Origin of the sequence: Rhizomicrobium electricum (assembly GCF_011762045.1) — a bacterium.
In the GTDB taxonomy this organism is placed as follows: Bacteria; Pseudomonadota; Alphaproteobacteria; order Micropepsales; family Micropepsaceae; genus Rhizomicrobium; species Rhizomicrobium electricum.
Window position 1 is genome coordinate 107,729 of the sequence record NZ_JAASQS010000011.1, and the last position, 22,251, is coordinate 129,979.

At 63.3% G+C, this 22,251-nt stretch carries 21 protein-coding genes; 13 read left to right on the forward strand and 8 right to left on the reverse strand.

The window, feature by feature from the left end:
* Window position 1: 1 nt before the first annotated feature.
* The gene (locus FHS84_RS20000; RefSeq protein ID WP_166937311.1) at window positions 2-817 is read right to left on the reverse strand and encodes a TSUP family transporter; all 816 of its coding nucleotides are present in this window, start codon (window positions 815-817) and stop codon (window positions 2-4) included.
* A gap of 135 nt (window positions 818-952) precedes the next feature.
* Between FHS84_RS20000 and FHS84_RS20005 the strand changes: the two genes are divergently transcribed.
* A complete protein-coding gene (locus FHS84_RS20005) occupies window positions 953-1,936 on the forward strand; it encodes a DUF6976 family protein (protein ID WP_166937312.1) in 984 nt (327 codons plus the stop codon).
* A 76-nt stretch (window positions 1,937-2,012) separates the two neighbouring features.
* Here the strand turns inward: FHS84_RS20005 and FHS84_RS20010 are convergent, their stop codons facing one another.
* Both FHS84_RS20010 and FHS84_RS20015 read right to left on the reverse strand, forming a co-directional pair.
* The gene (locus FHS84_RS20010; RefSeq protein ID WP_166937313.1) at window positions 2,013-4,166 is read right to left on the reverse strand and encodes a TonB-dependent receptor; all 2,154 of its coding nucleotides are present in this window, start codon (window positions 4,164-4,166) and stop codon (window positions 2,013-2,015) included.
* An 87-nt stretch (window positions 4,167-4,253) separates the two neighbouring features.
* The gene (locus FHS84_RS20015) at window positions 4,254-4,736 is read right to left on the reverse strand and encodes a GNAT family N-acetyltransferase (protein WP_208393993.1); all 483 of its coding nucleotides are present in this window, start codon (window positions 4,734-4,736) and stop codon (window positions 4,254-4,256) included.
* Between the two features lie 179 nt (window positions 4,737-4,915).
* Between FHS84_RS20015 and FHS84_RS20020 the strand changes: the two genes are divergently transcribed.
* The 3 genes from FHS84_RS20020 (at window position 4,916) to FHS84_RS20030 (ending at window position 7,518) form a co-directional block, all read left to right on the forward strand.
* Entirely contained in the window at window positions 4,916-5,497 is a 582-nt protein-coding gene (locus FHS84_RS20020) for a hypothetical protein (protein ID WP_166937315.1), read from the forward strand.
* A gap of 93 nt (window positions 5,498-5,590) precedes the next feature.
* Window positions 5,591-6,583, forward strand: coding sequence for an alpha/beta hydrolase (locus tag FHS84_RS20025; RefSeq protein ID WP_208393994.1), 993 nt, complete (start codon window positions 5,591-5,593; stop codon window positions 6,581-6,583).
* The gene (locus FHS84_RS20030) at window positions 6,583-7,518 is read left to right on the forward strand and encodes an alpha/beta hydrolase (protein WP_166937316.1); all 936 of its coding nucleotides are present in this window, start codon (window positions 6,583-6,585) and stop codon (window positions 7,516-7,518) included. Before FHS84_RS20025 ends, FHS84_RS20030 begins: the two co-directional genes overlap by 1 nt.
* A gap of 769 nt (window positions 7,519-8,287) precedes the next feature.
* Here FHS84_RS20030 and FHS84_RS20035 read toward each other — a convergent pair.
* Window positions 8,288-9,883, reverse strand: a complete 1,596-nt coding sequence (locus FHS84_RS20035) for a glycosyltransferase family protein (protein ID WP_166937317.1) — start codon at window positions 9,881-9,883, stop codon at window positions 8,288-8,290.
* A 64-nt stretch (window positions 9,884-9,947) separates the two neighbouring features.
* On the opposite strand from FHS84_RS20035, the gene FHS84_RS20040 reads away from it, so the two are divergent.
* Window positions 9,948-10,352 (forward strand): hypothetical protein, encoded by a 405-nt coding sequence (locus tag FHS84_RS20040; protein ID WP_166937318.1) that lies wholly within the window; start codon window positions 9,948-9,950, stop codon window positions 10,350-10,352.
* Here FHS84_RS20040 and dusA read toward each other — a convergent pair.
* A complete protein-coding gene (dusA, locus tag FHS84_RS20045; protein WP_166937319.1) occupies window positions 10,342-11,340 on the reverse strand; it encodes a tRNA dihydrouridine(20/20a) synthase DusA in 999 nt (332 codons plus the stop codon). The two genes, FHS84_RS20040 and dusA, sit on opposite strands and share 11 nt — an antisense overlap.
* Before the next feature lie 335 nt (window positions 11,341-11,675).
* On the opposite strand from dusA, the gene FHS84_RS20050 reads away from it, so the two are divergent.
* Window positions 11,676-11,921 carry a hypothetical protein gene (locus FHS84_RS20050; RefSeq protein ID WP_279589373.1) on the forward strand — a complete coding sequence of 82 codons (246 nt, stop codon included), beginning with the start codon at window positions 11,676-11,678 and terminating at the stop codon, window positions 11,919-11,921.
* Window positions 11,922-11,968: 47 nt separating this feature from the next.
* Here FHS84_RS20050 and FHS84_RS20055 read toward each other — a convergent pair whose 3' ends face one another.
* A complete protein-coding gene (locus FHS84_RS20055) occupies window positions 11,969-13,369 on the reverse strand; it encodes an ATP-binding protein (RefSeq protein WP_166937320.1) in 1,401 nt (466 codons plus the stop codon).
* Entirely contained in the window at window positions 13,366-14,157 is a 792-nt protein-coding gene (locus FHS84_RS20060; RefSeq protein ID WP_243851239.1) for a response regulator transcription factor, read from the reverse strand. The genes FHS84_RS20055 and FHS84_RS20060 overlap by 4 nt, the downstream gene beginning before the upstream one ends.
* Before the next feature lie 70 nt (window positions 14,158-14,227).
* On the opposite strand from FHS84_RS20060, the gene FHS84_RS20065 reads away from it, so the two are divergent.
* The gene (locus FHS84_RS20065) at window positions 14,228-16,330 is read left to right on the forward strand and encodes a TonB-dependent receptor domain-containing protein (protein ID WP_166937321.1); all 2,103 of its coding nucleotides are present in this window, start codon (window positions 14,228-14,230) and stop codon (window positions 16,328-16,330) included.
* A gap of 73 nt (window positions 16,331-16,403) precedes the next feature.
* Here FHS84_RS20065 and FHS84_RS20070 read toward each other — a convergent pair whose 3' ends face one another.
* Window positions 16,404-16,877 (reverse strand): rubrerythrin family protein, encoded by a 474-nt coding sequence (locus FHS84_RS20070; RefSeq protein ID WP_166937322.1) that lies wholly within the window; start codon window positions 16,875-16,877, stop codon window positions 16,404-16,406.
* Between the two features lie 176 nt (window positions 16,878-17,053).
* On the opposite strand from FHS84_RS20070, the gene FHS84_RS20075 reads away from it, so the two are divergent.
* From FHS84_RS20075 to FHS84_RS20100, 6 genes are all read left to right on the forward strand, one after another.
* The gene (locus FHS84_RS20075) at window positions 17,054-17,338 is read left to right on the forward strand and encodes a PepSY domain-containing protein (protein WP_166937323.1); all 285 of its coding nucleotides are present in this window, start codon (window positions 17,054-17,056) and stop codon (window positions 17,336-17,338) included.
* A 9-nt stretch (window positions 17,339-17,347) separates the two neighbouring features.
* Complete coding sequence (locus FHS84_RS20080; protein ID WP_166937324.1) at window positions 17,348-17,950, forward strand: cytochrome b/b6 domain-containing protein; 603 nt, start codon at window positions 17,348-17,350, stop codon at window positions 17,948-17,950.
* Complete coding sequence (locus FHS84_RS20085) at window positions 17,925-18,608, forward strand: response regulator (RefSeq protein ID WP_166937325.1); 684 nt, start codon at window positions 17,925-17,927, stop codon at window positions 18,606-18,608. The genes FHS84_RS20080 and FHS84_RS20085 overlap by 26 nt, the downstream gene beginning before the upstream one ends.
* A complete protein-coding gene (locus tag FHS84_RS20090) occupies window positions 18,605-19,987 on the forward strand; it encodes a sensor histidine kinase (RefSeq protein ID WP_166937326.1) in 1,383 nt (460 codons plus the stop codon). The genes FHS84_RS20085 and FHS84_RS20090 overlap by 4 nt, the downstream gene beginning before the upstream one ends.
* Window positions 19,988-20,068: 81 nt before the next feature.
* A complete protein-coding gene (locus FHS84_RS20095; RefSeq protein ID WP_243851241.1) occupies window positions 20,069-20,812 on the forward strand; it encodes a response regulator transcription factor in 744 nt (247 codons plus the stop codon).
* Window positions 20,790-22,154, forward strand: a complete 1,365-nt coding sequence (locus FHS84_RS20100) for a sensor histidine kinase (protein ID WP_166937327.1) — start codon at window positions 20,790-20,792, stop codon at window positions 22,152-22,154. The genes FHS84_RS20095 and FHS84_RS20100 overlap by 23 nt, the downstream gene beginning before the upstream one ends.
* Window positions 22,155-22,251: the final 97 nt, after the last annotated feature.

The window sequence follows — 22,251 nt, forward strand, 5'->3', positions numbered from 1 at the left end:
GTCATCCCGCCACGCTCCATACCATCCGCACCACCGAGAACACCACGAACGCGGCGAACAGCACGCGCAGCTTCCTGGCCTCGAGCATGTCGGCATAATGGGCGGCGATCAGGTTGGTGCCGAATGCCACCGGCGCGACGACGCCGAAGGCGAGCAGGTTGATATAGCCATAGGAATATTGCGGCAGTCCGTGCACGTTCCATCCGCTCGCGAGCGCAACGACGGCACCGGTGGCTGTGATGACCACGGCGATTTCGGCGGCGAGACCGGCAGCCTGTTTGCGGGCCATGCCCCATTGCATCAGAGCGGGGGTGGTCAGCGCGGCGCCGGATAGTCCGGTCAGGGCCGGCAGGAGTCCGCAGACGAACGCCGTCGCGCCGCCGGCGACGCCGCGCGGGCCGGGGCCGGTGCGCTCGTCCCAGCGCACGAAGGTCAGCACCACGGCGAGCAGCGCCGCTCCGGCGAAGACCGCGATCTGCCAGGCGCCCGGTCCGGCTGCCGCCAGGATCGCCGCTGCGGCTGCGACGCCTGCGACCATTGTGCCCAACAGGCCGCGCGTTCCGGCCCGTTCGAATTTCTGCGCCGCCAGGGTGCTCAGGGTCAGGGGCAGCAGCGAGAGGAAGGAAGTTCCGATGGCCAGCGGTATGGCCCGCTCGGGCGTCAGTCCGGCCGAGCGTGCGACCAGGAATAGAGCCGAGACCAGGATCAACCCGGCGCCGCGTCCGAGCACGCCGCTGAACAGTCCGGCCGCCGCCCCCGCCATCAGCAGACCCAGCCCCAATGTGCCCAGATCGTTGCCGCCGCTGAAGAATTCCATGCCGCCTCCCAAAAAAAGAGCAGTTGAACGCTCAAAATTTCGGCATGGCAAGCGACGGTTAGGGATTTTGGTGTTTGACTTGTCCCCACGCTTGTTTGCCGAGCCGGGGGTGCCGCGGCAATGGGAGGCCGCGCTTTGAACGAATTACTAACGACCGATGAGGCAAATGCCCTGATTGCCCGCGGCTGCGTGCTCCATATCGCCGGCGACGAGCAGGCGATGCGGCGGCTCAAGCGCGGCAACTGGATCGGCGGCACCACGCCGTACATGCTGACCCACGACGGCGGCATGGTCGAGCGCGACAAGGTGTTCGTCACCGAACTGCCGGTGCCGCCCGATGCCGCGTCTACCGAGTTTGTCGATATCGGACACATCCCGGCGATTTCGGTGGATGCGCCGCGGTTCGGCTTCACCCTCGTCATCATGCCGGCGATGAGCGAGGTCCACAGCATCTACAGTCTCACCTCGGCGAACATACCGGGCATCCGCGACATTCCGCTGATGGGATGGGTGTCGGGCGTCCATGCCGACCAGCGCGATAAGGCGAAGGCCAAGGTGTTCGACGGCATCACCGGCGAGGTCGCCGACGACCGCATCGTGGTGATGCGGGCCCGTCTGCCGTTCAGCAAGGAAGCCAAGGTCGACATCGTCAATCTGGTCATGCCGGGCACCGGCGATACCTTCGTGTTCGATGCGCCGAGTTTTTCGGTGCGCGAATGCGAGATCAACGGCAAGCGCGAGGACCTCTACGAATACGCCGTGCGCAACCGGATCGGCGTCCACCAGCCGCTGGTGACGGAAATGAACGGCGAGCCGATTTGCGTCTCGCTGCGCGGCGTCGATGCCGAAACCCGTTCGGTGCAGTTTTTCGCCCCCGTGATGCGCGGCCGCGTCTATCGGCTCGGCGATGCGGTGACCGGCTATCGCGACCGCTTGATCCGCACCATCAAGGAGCGCGCGCTGCACCCGGTGCTGGCGTTCAACTGCTTCCACAATTATGCGTTCGGCGGGCTGATGGCGCCGTCGCCGTATCCCTTGCCGGGCCCGGTGGTGTTCGGCGAGCTGGCGCACGTCCTGATGAACCAGACGCTGGTGTGCCTGTCGATCCGGAACAAGTAAACTTTAGCTGTCGCGCTTTCGGACGGAAAACCGGTTCCCGCCGAATACGCTGGCGCTATCGGCTCCTGAAAGCGCTCTAGTTCCGCCACGACAGTTCGAGGCCGAAACTGCGTCCTTTGGCGAGCGGCGAGAAGGTCGGGCGCGCGCCGCCGGAATAGCCGAACGCCGCTGTGGCCGGCAGGGTGGTATCGCCGCCCCAGGTCGCGACATTGGTGAGGTTGCGTCCGTAGAGTGCCGCGCCGAAGCCGCCTGACGCCGGCGTATACGCGATCCGGAAATCGAACAAATCGGTCGCGGCCAGCCGTCCGAGATTGCTGTCGTTGTAGTAGGAGCCGTCGCGATGGCGGTATCCGGCGCGGCTTGCGAGTTCGCCGCCCAGCAGCGGCATCGTATAGGTGACATCGATCCCGGCGCTGACCGGCGCCAGCCGCGGAATGCGCATCCGCCGGTCGGCATCGCTGACGGCGAGATCGCCGTTCAGGTCCTCCACCACTTTGGCATAGGAGCCGTTGACGTAGGCCGCATTCGCCGACACCGCGAGGCGCTCGGTGAGATCGACGCGCGCCTCGGCTTCGCCGCCGTAGAGATCGGCGGTTCCCGCATTCAGCACCAGTTGCTGCACGCCCGCGATCGGATCGGCGAGATTGGTTTCGCGCTGCATATTGCCGACATGATTGTGGAACAGCGCGGCGGAAAGCTGCCCGCCCGTGAAATGCCGCTTGAGGCCGAGTTCGAAGGTGCTGACGGTTTCCGGCTCGTAGGTGCGCGGTTTCAGGCCGAGCGAGGAGGTGCGGAAATTGGCGCCGCCGCTGCGAAATCCGCGCGACCAGGTGGCATAGACGTCGGTGTCGGGATCGGGTGTCCATTGCACGCCGAGGCGCGGCGACAGATCGGTCCACGACTGCAGGAACGGCGAATCCGAAAACGCCAGCGTCTTCGCATCGATGCTGCCGCCTTCGACGCCTTCGCCCGGCACCACCACCGCTCCGTCGAGATCGTCGGCGGCGCGGCGCACCCGCGAAATGCGCGAATGCTTGTGCTCGTAGGTGAAGCGCAGTCCGGCATCGAGTTCCAGCGTGTCGCCGAGGCGCCAGTTCGTATCGGTGAATCCGGCCCAGGACTGGAAATAGCCTTGCCCGCCGCCGGTGCGCCGGAACGTCGGCGAGAAGTTGCGCTCGTCGATATAGGTCAGGGATTCGTCGAAATAGGAGGCACCCACGACGAATGACGCCGGTCCGAATTCGCCGGCATAACGCAGCTCGCCGTTGTGCTGCTGTTCGATATTGAGGATGCGGGTGTGGAAGACGAAGTGCGGCGTGGAATCGATATCGGCCGCCCACGGCACCGTCACCGAACGCCAGCCCGCGAGCCCGGTCAGCGTGCCGCCGCCGATCCGCCACGTCGCATCGAGCGAGGCCTCGGTCCAGTCGGTGGCGGCGCGGCCGCGATTGTCGATGGAAAAATCGAAGCTGCCGCGCGCGAACACGGCGTGGTTCTGGCCCGCCGGGCCGTCGCCGTTGTCCTGGCCGTGCTCGGCCCGGAGGATGGCTTCGAACGACGGTGTCGGCGTGAAACGCAAGCTGGCACGCACGCCGTAGCGCGAGTCCGCGCCGAATTTCGAGCCGTCGTAGCGGTTGGTGAACCAGCCGTCGTCGCGTTCCGCCATCACTGCGATGCGCCCCGACAGGATCGACGGCACGATCGGTCCGGACACCGCCGCTTTCAGGGTCGTATCGGGGCCGGATTCGACCGTCACGGTGCCATAGGCCTCGAACGCGTCGCCGGGCTGGCGCGTGCGGATCAGAACGGCGCCGCCGGTCACGTTGTGACCGTAGAGGGTTCCCTGCGGCCCGCGCAGAACTTCCACCGCGGCGACATCGAACAGTGCCGTCAGCGTGCCCGCATTCATGCCGACATAGAGCCCGTCGCGGAACACGCCGACCGCGGGATCGACCGAAGCAATCGAGGAATTCACGCCGATGCCGCGGATGGTGATGTTGGCGATGCCGCGTGCGGTGCCGAGATCGTCGATCGCCACCGACGCCATGGTGCCCGACAGATCCGTCAGATTGGCGACATTACGCGAGGCGAGGCCGGCCGCATCCGCAACGTCGAGCGCGACGGGCAGATTGGCGTCGGGGCCGCGTTTGGAGGCGGTGACCAGCACTTCTTCGCTGGCCGCGTGCGCGCTCGTCAGCATCAAGGCGGCGATTGTTGCACCACGTATCATTTCGGCGTCCCCGTCTGGCGCGGCGCTCTTACCCCGCCGTTTCCGGCTTGGCGAGACACCGGGACGCGAAATCCGAAAATGTCACTGTCAAGGGCGCGTCAGCACCACGCTGGTTTCGACCTGCCGGTCCGAGACGGTCCAGAATTCGTGCAGCAACCGTACGGTTTCGTCACGTCCGGTCAGCTTGAAGCCGTGCCGTTCGTAGAACCGGATCGCCCACGTCGCATCGGCCCAGGTGCCGACCAGAATGGTGCCGGGGCATTGTCCGATCAGGAACTGGAGCAGCGCCGAGCCGATGCCTTTGCCTTGCAGCGCCGGCGGCACATAAGCGTGGCGAATCAGCGGTTGGCCGCGCACGATCTGCAGTCCCATCACGCCGGCGAGCTTGCCGTGTTCTTCCCATCCCGAGAACACGACGCCGCGCGCGATGTCGGCGGCCAGCGCGTCGCGCGTCATGTAGGGGTCGTGGAAGCAGTCGGGCGGAATCACGCCGCGGTATTTCTCCGCCGCCGCGTTGATGATGGCGCAGATCTCGGCCTGTTCGCCGTCGCGGCATGATCGGATGGTCACTTCAGCCTCCTCAACAGGATGTTCGCGAGATAAGTGTGGCGGCACCGTCCCGCAAGTGGGTGCGACCGGAATGCGCTTGTACATCGCCTTACCATTCCTTCCCGGTTTGCGACGTTTTTCGGACAATTCGGCCCCCGAAACCGGCTAGGGTCACGCGGAATTGTTCGCGAGGGTTTGAGATGTCTGGTTTCGGCGCCTGTTGCAGAACGGCCGCTTTGGTCGTGCTGACCGTCCCCGGCTTGGCGCAAAACTACAGCGCCGTGCAGAAGTGGGAAGGGTTCTATCCCACCAAGTACGCCAACACCGCACCGCTGCCCGCCGGTCAGACCTTCTGGGACGATCCGGTCGTCAAGACGGCGCTGGCGGCGACGCTTCCTGCCGAACAGTTCAGCCAGCTCAAGACCTGCTGGGGCGCGCACTGCACCGAGGATCGCATCCAGCTTTACGACAATATGATTGCCGTCCATGTCTGCAAGCAGGACAGCCGCGACCGGCGGGCGTGTCAGCAATGGGCGGCGTATGTGTTCCTCGAACTCGACAGCGGCCGCACCGGCGTGTGCTGGAACATGATGGTGCCCGGCGATTTCGATCCGGAGCCCGCAAGCCTGTGGTACTGGCACGCTCCCTCGGGCAAGTCCGGCTCGGCGGCGGTGGATGTCTGCACCAGCGCCAGCGCCTATCAGCACGCGGAAGATCAGAAGAACGGCAAGCCGGTCGGCAACAAGACGCAAGGGCTGGTCGCGCCGAAAATCGCCCGCTGAGCCGCTTCCTGCACTTAAATTGCCCAACTCCCAATTGCTTGAGCGGCCGTGATCTTGGCGCTACACCGTTGCGGGGAAGCGGCGGAGGCGGTCATGAAGCGACGGACGGTTCTGGGATTGGGAGCGGCCGCCTTGGCCACGATGGCTGCGCGCGCCGGGACCGCGGCGTCCGACGGCTCGCTCACGGCCGATCCGGCCGAGATCATTCCGCTGTGGCCCGCCACACCGCCGGGCGGCGAGGCCGTGCATCTCACCACCCGCATCGTCGAACGCTCGACCGAGCTGAATGTCCGGCGCGATCGTTATGCCGACAATGTCGGCAAGCCGATCCTCACCGTGTTCCGTCCCGCCCGCCCCGATGGGTCCGCCATCGTGCTGGCGCCGGGCGGCGGCTATATCCGCAATGTGATCGACACCGAGGCGTTCGAATCCGCGCGCCGTTTCAGTGCCGCCGGCATCACGGTGTTCGTTCTCTATTATCGTTTGCCGGGCGACGGCTGGGCCAATCGCTCCGATGTGCCGCTGCAGGATATTCAGCGCGCCGTGCGCCTGGTTCGCGCCTATGCCGGCCATTACGGCCTCGATCCGGCGCGCGTCGGCGTGCTTGGGTTCTCCGCCGGCGGCCATGTGGTGGCTTCGCTCGCCACCCGTTACGCCGATAAAGTGTATGCGCCGGTCGATACCGCCGATGATCTCGAGGCTCGTCCGGCGTTTGTCGGTCTGCTCTATCCCGTCATCACCATGAGCGAGAAATCCCATTTGGGGTCGCGCGAAAAGCTGCTCGGCCCCGATCCCTCGCCGGACGCGGTGGCCAAGTATTCCTGCGAGCGGCATGTCAACGCCGCCACGCCGCCGAGCTTCATCGCGTTGGCGGGAGACGACAAAGCGGTGCCGCCGATGGCCAATGGCGTTGCTTTTTATGAAGCGCTGTTCACGGCCAAGGTGCCGGTCGAGATGCATGCCTTCGCGGTCGGCGGTCATGGTTTCGGCATTCGGTGGGCCGCGGGCAAGCCGGGGGCCGCATGGCCCGATCTGTTCCTCAAATGGGGCGTCGCCCACAAATGGTTCCGCGGGGAGATTGCGTGATGGACCGTCTCTCCAAGCCCGCGCCGTTCACGAGCCTGCCGCGCTCCGCCGATCCGTCCGAAATCATCCGTCTGTGGCCGGGCACGCCGCCGGGCGGGCAGGGCGTGTCGCTGACCTACCAATCCGATGACATGTCGAAAGATCCCGGCCGTCACGAACGTCTGCTGCGCCATGTCGCCGTGCCGCATCTGTGGGTCTGCCGTCCGGAGCGGCCCGATGGCTCGGCGGCGCTGGTGATCCCCGGTGGCGGCTACACCGTCATCGTGGTCGATCACGAAGGCTTCGAGACCGCGCGGCGGCTCAATAAGGCCGGCATCACCGCGTTCGTGCTGCAATACCGTTTGCCCGCCGAAGGCTGGGCCGACAGCGCCAACGTTCCGCTGCAGGATATGCAGCGTGCCATGCGCCTCATCCGCGCCAATGCCAAAGATTATGCGATCGATCCGGCGCGCCTCGGTGTCGTCGGATTCTCCGCCGGCGGCCACATGGCGGCGACGCTGGCGACGCGTTATGCCGAACAGGTCTATACGCCCATCGATGCCGCCGATCGGATCGATCCGAAGCCTGCGTTTGCCGGCCTGGTCTATCCCGTCATCACGCTCGGACCCGGCACGCACGCCGATTCCCGCAACTGTCTGCTCGGCGCCGACCAAAGCCCGGCGCGGATCGCCGCCTATTCCTGCGATCAGCGGGTCACGCCGGCGACGGTGCCGAGTTATGTCACGTTCGGCCAGAACGACACGCTGGTGCCGCCGGGCCCGAACGGACTGGCGATGTACAAGGCGCTGATGGCGGCAAACGTCCCGGTCGAATTGCACGCCTTCGAAAACGGCCCGCACGGCTACGGCCTCACCGGCGAGAACCCCATCGGCGCCCAAAACGCCGACCTCTTCCTCGCCTGGGGCAAACAGGGCGGCTGGTTCAAAGGGGTGTAGGCGCTTCTTCTTTCTGCGACGTCCCCTTTTCTGCCCTCCACGGGCGCAAGGTTTTTCACACCGGCACTAGGACCGTGGGGGAAGTGTCAGCCTGCGCGTAGGCGCAGGATGACGAAGGGGGGTGATTTTGCGCGAGAGAGTGATGCCCGCAGTAATCCCCCCTTCGCTTCGCTACGCTCAGCACTTCCCCCCGCGTTCTGAGTGCCAACGCGAAATCCGTCGCGCCCGCGTGGGGCAGAAAAGAATGGTGCGATCCAGAAACGACAGCGCACTTCCTCCGCGTCTCCGCGTGAATCAATTCCGTTCATCATTGTGACGCGTTTCATTCGTCCATCTTGCGGAAATTATTGCGGCTGCGTCGCGCAACTAGGTGCAGAAAAATAGTTTTCCTCACGTCTTGAATTGTTGGCACCGCATACCCACATCGGAATGCGGTGTTTGACAATGGAGGACGATCTTCGGCCGATAAGCGCGACCGGAAAAATGTGAAACAGTTTTCCGATCCGTCGCGTGGCCTAAACTATCTGCGCAAATACAGGAGTATCGCGCCCGCACGCGCTGCAAGAGACAAATCCCCCGCGAGGATGCTTAAGCCCGAGTAAGACCGCTATGGCGGCATCGGCCGCATCGCAAGGCGGTAGGTCTTGGTGAGCACTCCGCAGAATGAGACCAATGCGCCTGTCGATCGCCGCCTGAAAACGGCCTCCGGAGGCGGCGGCGGGCTTGAGGCTGAAGGCGGAATTTTTCGATTCCGCCTTTGGTATATGGATTACCGCCGTGACCAGCGCGGAATGCAGGGCGAGGGCGCCGCGTCGTTGGCGATGCCGCGTTCGACCCGGAACAGCGTCAGAAATGTGAGTTTCGGCGGGTGGATCGGGCCTTCGCGTTTCAGATCGGCGGCGGCGCACATGATCCTGGTCGCGGCGGCGGCATTGCTCCGTGCCAGGACGAATTCGGAATATTGCAGCCGCGCCCCGACGCCGGGCGGCAGCGCCACCGGCAGCGTCGGCGTGTTCGAGAACAGATACACCGGTCCTTTAGCGAGCGCCGTTTGCAGATCCTGGATATCGAACAGGATGTCGACCCGGTACGGCTTCGGCTGCACCATCGGATAGGAATCGAACCGCTCGGCGTCGAAGCTGTAGGCGTGAAGTCCCGCCGGAAACGTGCGGTAGAGATACTTCGCCATCTTCATGTGCGGCCGGATGCCGAACGGATAGACGGCGAGGAACAGCATCGCCGCCACCGCGCTCCAGCCCACCGCCTTGGCGGCCCAGGATGTACGCCAGCGCCACACCTTGGTTCCCGAGAACGCCAGCACCGGCCACGCCGTGGCGAGGATCGCCAGCGGGAACAGGAAGCGCTCTTCCTTGTGCGCCATGAAGCAGTGCACCAGGAAGAACGGCACCGTCGCCCAGGTCACGACATGGCGCGGCGCCCGGATCGCAGCGACCACGCCCGCGATCAACAGCACGACGGTGATCGGTGCGAAGATGGTGCCGGGCTCGAGATAGAAGTAGGCGAAGAAGGGCGACGATCCGAACGTCTTCGACGCTACGCCCTGGATCAGATTGACGTCGAAATAATTCCACGGCGGGAAGCACCAGACGCCGTAGCCCCAGCGGTCGATGAACAGCGCTGCGATCACGGCCGCCAGTCCGCCGGCGATGAAGATCAGCATCGGTCGCCAGCCTTGCCGCGCGATCACCACCAGCCACGCCATCAAGCCGAGGGTCAGGAATGCCGACTGGTAGCGGCATTCGAACGCCAATCCGGCCAGCAGCCCCGCCGCCAGCATCCGCCGTCCGCCGCCGCGCAACGCCAGTACCAGCGCCAGGGTGAAGAAAGCGCAAGAGGCGGTTTCGGACGCGGTCCGTACGAACAGATACGGCAGGAATCCCATGAACGGCAGCATGCGGGCGAAGGCGCGCTTCTCGTCGTCGCGTTCGAGCTGCTGCGAAAATTGTTTGGTGAAGGCGAACAGGGCCGTCAGCGAGACGATGCCCGTCACCAGCCGCAGGACCGCCATCAGGTCGAACAGGTCGGTGAGACCCAGCGCCCTGAGCGGCACGGCGATCAGATAATAAAGAAACGCCTGGGTGAACGGCCGCGCCTGCGCTCCGAATTCCCACGGCAGATCGGCGGGGCTGGTGAGGCCCAGCTTCATCGCCATGTATTCCAGGATCTGGAAATGTTCGTCGGGGAAGAAAAAGGTCTCGCTGAACCATGCCGTCACCGCCGTCACGGCGGCGAGGATCGCAAAGCCGCGGTTCAGCGTGCCTTCGGCGCCCGGTGCGGTCAGGAAGCGGCGCAGACTCCCGCTGGCCTCGCGGAAACCCCGGATGGCGATCTCGGATGCGCGCATGTTCGCCCTTTCCCCCGGCCGTGATAGGCTTTGCCGCCACCGCCCGTCAACCGATGGACCCGCCATGCTGCGCTACGGGTATTTCCACGATTTGAACAACGGCCCCAAGCTACTGGTGTGGGGCGGTCCCGAAGCCATGGCGCGGTTTTACGAGGCGCTGGCGCAGGTCGCGGCCGGCGAGGGCCCGCAACTCTTCACCGATATTCCCGGCTGCCAGCCGGTCGACGGCACGTCGGTGCAGTTCGAAACCGTCGGCGAAGCGGAAGGCATCGAGCGCGATCCGGTCGAGCCCGACCTGTTCCATTGGCGGGTCGATACGGAAACCTGGTGCTGGTTCCAGGAGCAGGTCGAAAAGCTGATGCATTGCTCGCCCGCCCATCCGGGCCATCAGTATCTCGAATGCGTCGCCGGCGGCGATATCGTGGTGATGGTCAGCTGCTGCGAGTATCCCGACGACTTCAAGCCGTAGCGGTTTCGGTTTCCAAGGCCTGCGCGCCGACCCGCGCGATCGCTTCGCGCAGCACCTCGACTCCGGCTTCGTGGCGGGTCGCGTTTTCGGAGAGATAACGCCGGAACTGTCGCGCGCCGTGGCGGCCATGGAACACGCCGAGAATATGCCGGGTCATGGCATTGAGCGGCACGCCCTCCTGGCGCTTCCTCGCCACATATTCCACGAACGCTTCCACCGCCGCATCGACCTCGCGCGGTGCCTCGCCGTAGAGGCGCGCATCGACCTCGGCCAGAAGCGCCGGCGATTGATACGCCGCCCGTCCCAGCATGACGCCGTCGACGTGCTGCAGGCATTCCTCCGCCGTGTCGAGATCGGCAACGCCGCCGTTGAGCACGATGGTGAGTTCGGGGTTCTCGCGCTTGACCGCATAGACGAGGTCGTAATCGAGCGGCGGCACCGTGCGGTTATCCTTGGGCGAAAGGCCTTGCAGCAGCGCCTTGCGGGCATGCACCACGAAGATCGTCGCCCCCGCCGCTTTGCACTGCGCGATCATCGTCCGCAGCGCCACTTGCGGGTCCTGATCGTCGACGCCGATGCGGCATTTGACCGTCACCGGCACACTCGCTTTCGCCCGCATCGCCGCAACGCAGTCCGCCACCAACTCGGGTTCCAGCATCAGGCAGGCGCCGAACTTGCCCGACTGCACGCGGTCCGACGGGCAGCCGACATTGAGATTGATCTCGTCATATCCGAAATCGGCGCCGATCCGGGCCGCCTCGGCCAGCAGCGCTGGTTCCGATCCGCCGAGCTGCAGCGCGACGGGATGTTCGGCCGGGTTGAACCCGAGCAGCTTCTCCCGATCCCCCCGGATCGCCGCTTGGGCCGTCACCATTTCGGTATAAAGCCGGGCCCGGCGCGAGAGCAGGCGATGGAACATCCGGCAATGCCGGTCCGTCCACTCCATCATGGGTGCAATACAAAATCTATGTGATTGATTTATATGCATTATTACGATCTTTTTCCAAAGACTTGTAGGGCGACGTTCACACTCTTTTGTATCCCAAAATACGCCCATTTATCCCCGGTTTTGCCACCGCACTGAGCAGATTTTGCGCACGGAAACCTACCTCGAATGGCGTCGATCACGAAACTTCCTTCTGGCTCATGGCGCGCCCAAGTGCGCCGGAAAGGTCATAGCGTCAGCGAGACCTTCTTGCATCGGGAAGATGTACGCGCTTGGGCTACGGAAGCTGAGGGGCAGGCAGATCGTGGCAAGATACCTACGGGAAGGCGAGCTAGAGACCCAAGGAAACCAAACTACCCGAAAGGCTGCACCAGGTTCTGCTCGCGGCCGAGCGTGAGGCTATCAATGCCGTGGCCGGCCTGTTGCGGCTCTTTCCCGAAGTCCGCCGTCGGACGCCTGACCGCGCCGCCTATTTCGTCATGCATACGGTGGAGAGCCTCACGCGCGGGTATGCCGCGCATCCTGAGAACCAGACGATCGCCAAGGACGACTTCGTCGTCGAGCTAGTGACGATGCTGGAGGCCTATCTGACACGGGCCGATGATACTGGAATCAAACCGTGAACGGCAAACTCGCCCGAAGCGATCGCGCGAGACGGATTGCGCTCCTGTTACCCCGGGCGTGATGGCATGGATATCGCAACTTCAAGCCAACCATCATCGAGAAGCGTCGCGTGCAAAGTGGCGCCGCAGGCCCGGCAATAGGCTTCGGCGAGTGCCAGCCCCAAACCCACATGCGCCCCATCGGTGCGGGCGGTTTCCTTTCGCCAGAACGGCTCGAACAAATGCGCAACATCATCCCGGTTGAGGCCATGCGGCCGGTTACGGATCGCGATGACGGTCCGCGCGGCGACACCGCGAACTGTACAGGCGATTTCTCCGCCGTGCTGCGTGTAAGCCGTCGCATTCTCGAACAGGTTTTGCAGAACGGCGAGCAGCATGACCGGATCGCTGACGGCATGCGCTTGGTCCGGGATCTGCCACGTCATCGCAAGGTTGCGTTCGACGGCGGTGGCCTCGACGCGGTGCCAGGCTTCCCGCAGCGCCGGCACTAGATCGACGCTGCTCAGGATTCTCGGTTCGCAGCGGCGGAGCGCCAGCAACGCCGAGATCGTGTTGTCGAGTTGCACGCCGATGTCGCGGGCGTCGCGCAACGCTTCGAGCAGTGTCTCCTCGCTCTCGTGTCCGGATAGCGCGACTTCTGAAAGCGAGCGAAGTTCGGCGACCGGAGTGCGCAATTCATGCGCCACGTCGGCATTGAACCGCTGTTCCCGCTTGAGCGCCGTCTCCATCCGGTCGAGCAGGCCGTTGAGGGCGCGATGAATGGGATCGAGTTCGCGCGGCGCACCGCAGAGCGCAAAGCGCTGCTGGAGATTGTCGGAATTGATCGTGCTGGCCTGTTCGGCTAGGGCGCGCAGGGGCGACAGGTCTTTGCGCACCGTCCAAATCACGAGAAAAGCGGTAGCGGTGCCGCCAAAGCCGGCAACCAAGGCGAGCGCCCACAGCAGCCGTTCCAGCAGGTGACTGATCTCTTCGCCCTCTGCAGCAAGGACGATCTGAAATCGTTCCTTGGCAACGCCGACTTCGCTGGGAGGAATGAATGTGAGAAAAATGGCTCGCCAGGCGCCGTCGTGGTGGCGTTCACCTTCCACGTTCACTTGGGCAAATCCTTCGAAGCCGGCCGGACGCGAGATCCCCGGACACCGCCGGTTTCCGAGAGAAGAGGATTTGACGACAAGAGTGCCGTCCATACGTCGGATGCAGTAGACGTCGGCGTCGTTGCCGTGCCGGAACATGGTCTCGATGTCGGGCATGTTGCGAAACTCATAATGGCCGTCACCATCGCGCACGAACAGCGTGGCGATGGAGTTGGCTTCCGTCCTGAGCCCGTCGTCGAATTGCCGGATCATGCTGGAACGAAAAATCAGGTAGACTGCCAAGCTTCCGGCCATGCTGATCGTCAGCACGCAAACGAGCAGGCGGAAGGTGAGGCGGCCCTGGATCGATGTCATTGGTCGCCCTCAAAGACATATCCCATGCCGCGGCGCGTTTCGATCAGAGAAGGCGCGCTGGGGACATCGATCTTCCGCCGCAGTGCACAGATCGCGTTGTCGACCACATTGCTCATGGGCTGCACGCGCTCGTCGTAGATATGCTCCTCGATTTCAGAGCGGGACACGACTTGGCCCCGGTGCAATGCCAGATACTCCAGTAGCGCGTATTCGCGCGGCCGCAATGAAATTGTCTCCCCGCTTCGGCGCGCGACCCGCAATGCGGTATCGATTTCGATATCGGCGATCTGGATGCGGGGGTCTTTGACGTTATAGCGGCGGCGGACCAGGGCTTGCACGCGCGCCACCAGTTCGTCGAAGGCAAACGGCTTGACGAGGTAATCGTCGGCACCTGTGTTGAGCCCGCGCACTCGGTCTTCCACCGTATCCTTGGCCGTTAGGATCAGCACATGGACCGCCTGTCCGGCGCGCCGCAAGGACTGAAGCAGGGTGAGGCCGCCGATGTCGGGCAGCATGAGATCGAGAACGATGACGTCGTAATCGTTGTCGGTCGCCAGTTGCAATCCGAGTTCGCCGTCAGGAGCTTCGTCGACGGAAAACCCCTTGTTGCGGAGGCCGCGCGAAACCCATCGCCGCAGGCGCTGTGAATCCTCGACCACCAGCAAACGCATGATCTGTCTCTCCCGGCACAGGATGCGCACGATCCAGATGACGGGACGATGATCGCGCCACTGCAATGCCGAGCGCATGGTCTGTGCGGTTTCGCCGCACGGATCGGCATCGCGCATCGTCCGCGGTCACGCTGGGATCATCTTGGATGTGGCCTTATTCCGCAGAAAATCTACTGCAGGTGGTTCGATGCGTTCTCGGTTCAAGTTTCTGTGCGGGACGGCTGCGGCGGCTATTTTGGCGGCGGGCGCATCGGCGCAGCAGTCCGCTACCGAGCGGGTGCAAGTCAGCGGGCAGCGGCCGGCCGTGCAGAACCTTGCGGATCGGCAGGTCTATACGATCCAGAGCGATCTGCAGAGCGCGACCGGGTCGGTCAGCGACGTTCTCCGGAATCTGCCGTCGGTCGAGGTGGACGTGGAGGGCAATATCAGTCTGCGCGGCGACCGCAATGTGACGGTCCTGATCGACGGCAAGCGTTCGGCCATGCTGGCCGGGAGCCTGGGCGAGGCGCTGGAGCAGATTCCGGCCGATCACATCGAGAAGATCGAAGTCATCACCAATCCGTCGGCCGAATTCAAGGCCGAGGGCTCCGGCGGCGTCATTAATATCGTCATGAAGAAGAACGCCGATGCCGACGAGGCTGCGATGGTCAGGCTCAACGTCGGAAACGACGGCCGCTTCAACACGTCGGCATCGGGCAGTACCAAATTCGGCCGCTACACTGCGACGGGAAATATCTCCTACCGCCGGGATGTCCGCTATCGCACCGGCGACACGCAACGCGGGAGCGACCAATCGCAGACGACAAAGGCCAAGAATTTCCGCCAAGGTCTCCAGTTGCGGCTCGGCGCGGAAGCCGAATTCGACGCGCGTAACACGCTGGCGGCGACTTTGTTCTCCCGCTTCAGTACGGGCCGCATCGACCGTCGCGAGTTCAACCGGGTGCAGAGCGGATCCTACACATTCGGCAGCGAACGTCTTGGCGAGGGCCTGCGCAAACGCGACAATCTCGAAGTTTCTCTGGAATATACCCACACCTTTGCGCGCAAGGGCGAGGAACTCCGGTTCGAATTGCAGCGCGGCTTCGACTGGGACAATTCGCGGGACACCTACACCAATCTGGCCCCCCTTTCCGCCACTACGCAGGATTTCCTGCAAACGCGATCGAGCGAGATCGAAACGGAAGCGCGGGCCGATTACATTCTGCCGTTCGTCGACGGTAGTTTGCTGAAGGCAGGATACAATTATCAGGACGAACTGAACGACTATTCCAATTTCGGCCGCTATTTCGATGGATCGGTTTGGACCGTCGACACCGACTACACGAACCGCTTCGTCGTCGACATGACGATCCATGCGGCCTACGCGACCTACGACCGGAAATTCGGCCCGCTCAGCGTTCTGGCCGGCCTTCGCCTGGAAAACACCACGGTCACCGCCGATCAGCGCACATTGGGATCGCGGATCGAGAATTCCTATCTCGATCTGTATCCCTCGCTGCATCTGACCTATGATCTCGGGGAAAAACGGCAGCTCCGGCTGAATTATAGCCGCCGCATCAACCGGCCGGACGACGAAGACATCAATCCGTCCTACGAGTACCACGATGCCTTCAACGTGTCGGCGGGCAATCCGTACCTGAAGCCTGAACAGACCGACGTGATCGAGGCCGGATACAAATACACGAACGACATGTTCGACACACTGTTGACCGGATATTTCCGCCGCACTCGCAACGGCTTTACCGATGTGAGCCGCTACATCAGCGATACGGTGGTGCTCACAACCAGGGAGAATCTCGCCAGGGCCATTAATGCCGGTCTCGAATTCACCGTCAACGGCGATATCGTCAAGGATCTCGGTGTCCGCTTCAGCACTACGGGCTATTACAACGAAATCGATCCGGGCGCGTTGGCGCTTGGAAAGGCGCGTTCAGGCCTCGCATGGAGCGGAAAGTTGTCGCTCGAATACAAAATCACACCCGATGATCAGTTCCAGCTCAGCGGCAACTACACGGCGCGGCGGCTGACGGCACAAGGCTACAGGCTGCCAAATTTTACCGCCAACGCCGGCTACCGGCACGCGTTCTCGGATACGCTGGCCGGGGTCGTAACCGCTATGAACTTGTTCGATTCTCACAAGGACAAAACGGTGTTGGACAGCGGAGCCGTATCCGAGATCGCAGTTCGCCACCAGAGCGGACGCATGCTGTATGCAGGTCTCGTCTTCACCTTCGGAGGCGGTGATGGCGGACGGGACGAGGGCGAGCAGACGGGGGAAAATCCAGAGTGAACGCAGCGCGGACCACCCGAGGGACGCGAGAGAGTAAACCACCCAAGGGTGGCCGCCGCTGCGGGACAAGTGCTTAGCGCTTCCCCTGCAACTGCTTCAGGGCCGCTTCGTAGGCCGCGTAGTGATCGCCTTCGTCGGCGGCGATCTGCTCGAACAGCTTGGCCGCCGCGACGTCACCGTCGGCGCGGGCCTGGGCGGCGAATTCCTTGTACATCTTGGTGTTCTCGTAATGCTCGCCGGCCGCGGCGTCCTTCAGATTCGCTTCATTGCTCTTGGCGAGCTTGAGCGCATCGGCTTCGCGGGCGAAATGCTCGTTGGCCTCGACATTGGCGGCCTGTTCGAAGGTCTTTGCCAGTTCCGGCTTGCCGCTTTCGCGCGCCATTTCGGCGTAGGCGCGGTATTTGAGGTTGGCGAAGGCTTCGCCATGCATGGCGGTTTCGAGGTTCTTCCTGGTCCGGGCGCTCAGGTCGCCGGCCGAGACCGCGCTGACCGACAGCATGCCGAAGCCGAGCGCCGCGGCAATGGCCGCAATCCGTGAAAATCGCATCAGAATTCTCCTTGGTACGTTGCACCGATTGCAACGACTGCGCAGCTTTGCGATCCGGCCTGACGAAGTCCTGACGGTCGGGGCGCCGCAAATGTTTTTCTTCGTCAGGACTCGGTCAGCCTGGTCCGGCGAATATCCAGAGAGGACGGAATTGTCCGTCCGCTCTGGAGATTTTGATGCGCACTGCCTCTTTGCTTTCCGCTATAGCCGTTTCCGCGTGTCTCGCATCCCCCGTACTGGCGAGCCCCAAATGCACCGATCAGCCGCAAAGCAAATGGCTCAGCGAAGAGGCCATGAAGGCCAAGATCGCCAAGATGGGCTTCAAGAAGATCCGCACCTTCCAAAGGACCATGAGCGGCTGCTACGAAATCTACGGCTTCACCCCCGACAACAAAAAAGCTGAGGTCTATTTCAATCCGGTCACCGGCGCTGTCGTCGAAAAGAACGTTGACGGCGAATAGGAGACTCCGATGACGCTGGAAACCCAAACCGCGCCGTCTGGTACAGTCCCTGCCGCCCGCGTCGTGATTTGGGATCCGGTCGTGCGTCTCTTCCATTGGCTGGTGGTGACGGGTGTCGCCGCCAATCTGTTTTTTCTGGAGGAGGGCAAGCGCGCCCACCGCTGGACCGGCTACGCGATCATGGCGCTCGTCGGCATCAGGCTGGTGTGGGGCATCGTTGGGACGCGCCACGCCCGCTTCTCGGATTTCGTCCCTTCGCCAAACCGGTTGTGGTCGTACGGGCGGGCTCTCATCAGAGGGCGCGAGCCGCGCTATGTCGGCCATAACCCGGCGGGCGCGATCATGATGGTGATGCTCATCGTCCTGCTGCTCCTGACCGGGATCAGTGGCTGGATGCAGGAGCTGGACGCCTTCTGGGGTGTCGAATGGGTCCGGGAGCTGCATGGGCTCGCGGCCAACGCGATCATGGTACTGGCTGGTCTGCACGCCGCCGCGGCGATTGTCGAAAGTATCCGTCACCGCGAAAACCTGATTTGGTCTATGATGACTGGCCGCAAGCGGGCAGCCAGCGGGGACGATGTCGATCATGCGCTTACTTCTGGTCGAGGATAATCAGCGCCTTCAGGAACTGGTCAGCCGAGCCTTGATCGCAGACGGTTTCGCGGTGGACGTCGCCAGCAGCCTTGCCGAGGCGCAGGCGTTTCTTTCAGCCGCCGAGTACCATCTGGTCGTCCTGGATCTCGGTCTGCCGGACGGCGACGGGCTGGATCTCATCAAATTGCTTCGGGCGCGGGCCATTGCGTTGCCCATCCTGGTGATGACGGCGCGCGACGGACTGGATGATCGCATTGCCGGTCTCGATACCGGCGCCGACGATTATCTCGTCAAGCCGTTCGCCACGGCAGAACTGTCGGCGCGCTGCCGTGCGCTTCTGCGCCGTCCCGGCGGCGTGCTCGGAAGCGTGCTGAGCGTTGGCAATCTTTCGCTCGATTGCAACGGCCGGCAGGCGAAGATCGGCGACCGCATTTTGAGTCTGCCGCCGCGGGAATTGTCTTTGCTCGAATTGCTGATGCGCAAAAGCGGCCAGGTAGTACCGCGGGCGCAATTGGAGAACGGGCTCTATGCCATGGGGGAAGAAGTTTCGCCAAATGCGCTTGAGGCGGCGGTGTCGCGCTTGCGTCGGCGGTTGACGGGCGGCGGAGCCGATGTCGTTCTGCATACGGCCCATGGTCTCGGCTATGCTCTCTTGCCGGCAGGAGTGGGCAGATGACCGCTTTGCAGTCCCGTTGGAAGGCCGCGCTTGCAGCCGTCTTCGGCGGCGCCGGTATGACGGCCATCATCGCTCGGCGCATGGTCGCCGTGGTGCTGCTGTTCGCCGCTCTCGATATCGCTTTTGTGCTGGTGACTTATACGACGGACCGCGAGGGTCTGGGCCAGCATCTGCTTACGCTGCAAGCCGACGAGATTGCCGAAGCTGTGGTGCTGGACCATGGCAGAATGCAACTCGATCGGGCCAAATTGTACCGCGAGCCGATCGGCGCGGCTGAGCTCGCCTTTGCTGTTTACGACCGGCAGGGCCGGGAAGTCGCCGTCGACGGTCCTTGGGATATGGCCCGTGTCCTGACGCCGCCGATCACGGCGGTGACGTCGGAAACTCGCCGCGAAGATCACGCCACTGGCTTCGTCCTCAGCGGCGTGCGCAAGGATGCTGTGGGAAGCGAGCCGGTCTGGGTGAGCTTGATGGTACGGGGGGAGGGCTTGCGTCCCTTCTGGCCGGTCATCGCCAATGAAATTGTGCAGCATGTCGGCGTACCGCTGCTGCCGCTGGTCGTTCTACTGCTGGCGCTGAACGTCACCTTGGTCTATCGCGCCGTCAATCCACTGACGGTTGCCGCGCGCGAAGCCGACGCGCTCAATCCACGCCGTATCGAAGGCCGCTTGACGATGCCCCGCTCGCCGACCGAAGCGCAACGGCTGGTGGGAGCGGTGAACCGCGCGTTGGACCGCATCGAAAACGCTATCCGGACGCTGCGCGAGTTTACCGGCGATGCGGCTCACGAATTGCGCACGCCGCTGACCGTCATGTCGATGGCGGTGGACGAGCTGCCGCCGAGCCCGGCCAAAACCAAGCTGCAAACCGATGTGGCCGTCATGACCCGTTCGGTGGGGCAGATGCTCGACATGGCTTCGGCGGATGCAATCTTGATTCCGGCCGGAGCGACCGCGGATCTCTCCGCCATTGCGGCGCAGGTGGTCAGCCATATCACCCCCTTGGCGTTACGCGATCACCGCCACATCCGCTTCATCGACCAGCATCCTGCGCCGGTCGAAGGCCATAGCGAGGCTATCGGCCGGGCCCTGCGCAATCTGATCGAAAACGCGCTGAAGCATACACCGGACAATACGGCCGTCGATGTCATCGCCGGACCGGGCCCGGTGCTGGCCGTGCGCGATCACGGCCCCGGCATTCCTCCGGAAAAGCGAATGCTCGTTGCCAAGCGTTTTTGGCGCGGTGACCGCAGCCGTAATGAAGGCAGTGGGCTTGGGCTTGCCATCGCCAGCCGCATTGCCGAAGCCCATGGCGGGAGCATCACGATCGAAGATGCCGAAGACGGCGGCGCTCTGATCCAACTCCGGCTTGGCCACTGAACATGTTCTAGGAACGCGGCAGGGCGGCCGTGCAAGCACGACTCTAGCCAATTTGGACAACGGCCAAGCGAAGGTGATGGATTGACACTCGCCGGGGAAGGGCGGGATGGTAGCAATCTGGAGATAAAAGTAGTCACGCAGAGAGCTATGGGCGATATCCTGCTGATCGAAGACGAGCCGGCGATGGCAGATTTCATTGTCCGCAGTCTGACGAAAGAGGGACACCATGTGGACTACGTCGCTACCGGGGACGCAGGGCTCGATCGCGCCTTGAAGTTCAACTATGGCCTTCTGATCGTCGATCGAATGCTGCCGGGAACCGATGGGTTGTCGCTGGTAAAGGTATTGCGGGAACGGCAAGTGCGCGTGCCTGTGCTGTTTCTCAGCAACCTTGGCGAACTCGACGACAGAATTCTCGGGCTGAACGCGGGCGGCGACGATTATCTGCCGAAGCCGTTTGCCTTTGTCGAATTGCTGGCGCGGGTCAACGCATTGCTCCGCCGGCGGGTGCAGACAGCCGAGCAGATCGTTTTGCAGCTCGGCGATCTTGAGATGCATCTCGTCAAACGCGAGGTCCGGCGGCAGGGACGGGAGATCGACCTCAAGCCGCGCGAGTTTACGCTCCTGGAATACATGTTGCGTCACGCCAATCAGGTGGTGACGCGAACGATGCTGCTGGAAGGCGTCTGGGGTTACCATTTCGATCCCAAGACCAACATCGTTGAAACCCATATCAGCCGTTTGCGCGCCAAGATCGGTGCCGATATGGTCGATACCGTTCGCGGCTCTGGGTACATAATTCATGCGGCTCGCTCAAACGGTTAGATCGGCGGCCTTCCGGCTTACGGCGGCTTATGTGCTGCTGTTCACCGTGTCCGTCGGCCTTTTGGCGGCGTTGACCTATTTCCTCGTGGTGTCGCGGCTCGATCTCGAGTTCCGCAACCATATTCGTGCCGACACGCATACTCTTTCCGCCGAATTTGCCGCCGGAGGACCTAAGCAGCTGCTGCGCGCGATCAGCGAGCGCCAGCACAACCGGACGGCCGGCGGGCTTTATTATTCGGTGCTCGATTCGAATGGGCTGGCGCTGACCGGAACGGCGGAGCGGCACTCTTGCGAGGCCGGATGGTTCGAGGTGGTGGGGCCGCCGGATGGGGACGAGCCATCGGGCGAAATGGAGCGCTTGGCGGTTTTCGCTACACCGCTGCGGCAAGGCTACTGCCTGATGGTCGGCGACGATTACGGCAAGGTACGCGGTGTCGGAACCTTGGTGTTGCGCACCTTCGGCTGGGTGATTCTGATCACGCTGACGTTGGCCGTGGCCGGCGGCCTGCTGCTCAGTTCGCGCTTTCTCAAGCGCATCGACATCATCAACCGGACGGCGGAAGCGATCATCGAAGGCGATATCCGCCAGCGCATCCCGCGGCGTGCGGCGCCGGACGACCTCGACCGCTTGGCAGCCACGCTCAACCGGATGCTCGACCGCACCAACGATCTGATGGACAGCCTGCGCCATGTCACCAGCGACATCGCGCACGATCTGCGCACGCCGCTCGGCCGCTTGCGCAACCAGTTGGAGGACGCGAAGGCCCACGCCGGAACGCCTGAGGAATTCCGGGCGGCTGCGGAAGAGGCGATTGCGGAAGTCGACGGGCTGCTCAGCACGTTCAGCGCCATTCTTAGGATCGCCCAGATCGAAGGCGGCAGCCGCCGGGCGGGGTTCAAGGCCTTTTCGTTGAGCCGGTTGGTGGAGGATGTCTGCGAAAGCTTTGCCGATGCCGTCGAGGAGGCCAGCAAAAGGCTCACGGCCGAGGTGGCGCCGAATCTCGCCGTGAACGGCGACCAGGAGCTACTGGTGCAGGCGCTGGTCAATCTGATCGAAAACGCCATCGCCTATACGCCGCAAGGCAGTGTGATCGCCGTCGGCTTACAACGGTGCGAGGGCCGTATTTGTCTTTCCGTGGCGGATAACGGACCGGGTGTCCCCGAGACCGATCTCGAACGCATCTTCCAGCGCTTCGTTCGCTTGGAGCCGAGTCGCAGCACGGCGGGCAATGGATTGGGATTGAGCATCGTAGCTGCCGTCGCGGAACTCCACGGCGGGGCGGCGCGGGCGAGCGACAATCATCCAGGGTTGCGGATCGCACTGACGCTTCCCGCCGCCTGATACAGTTTGCGACCGGCTTTTCCTGTTTCCGACAAATACGACAAAAATGACGAACTCCCGCAATGTGAGGGTAGGTTCGTCACGCTAAAACCCACAC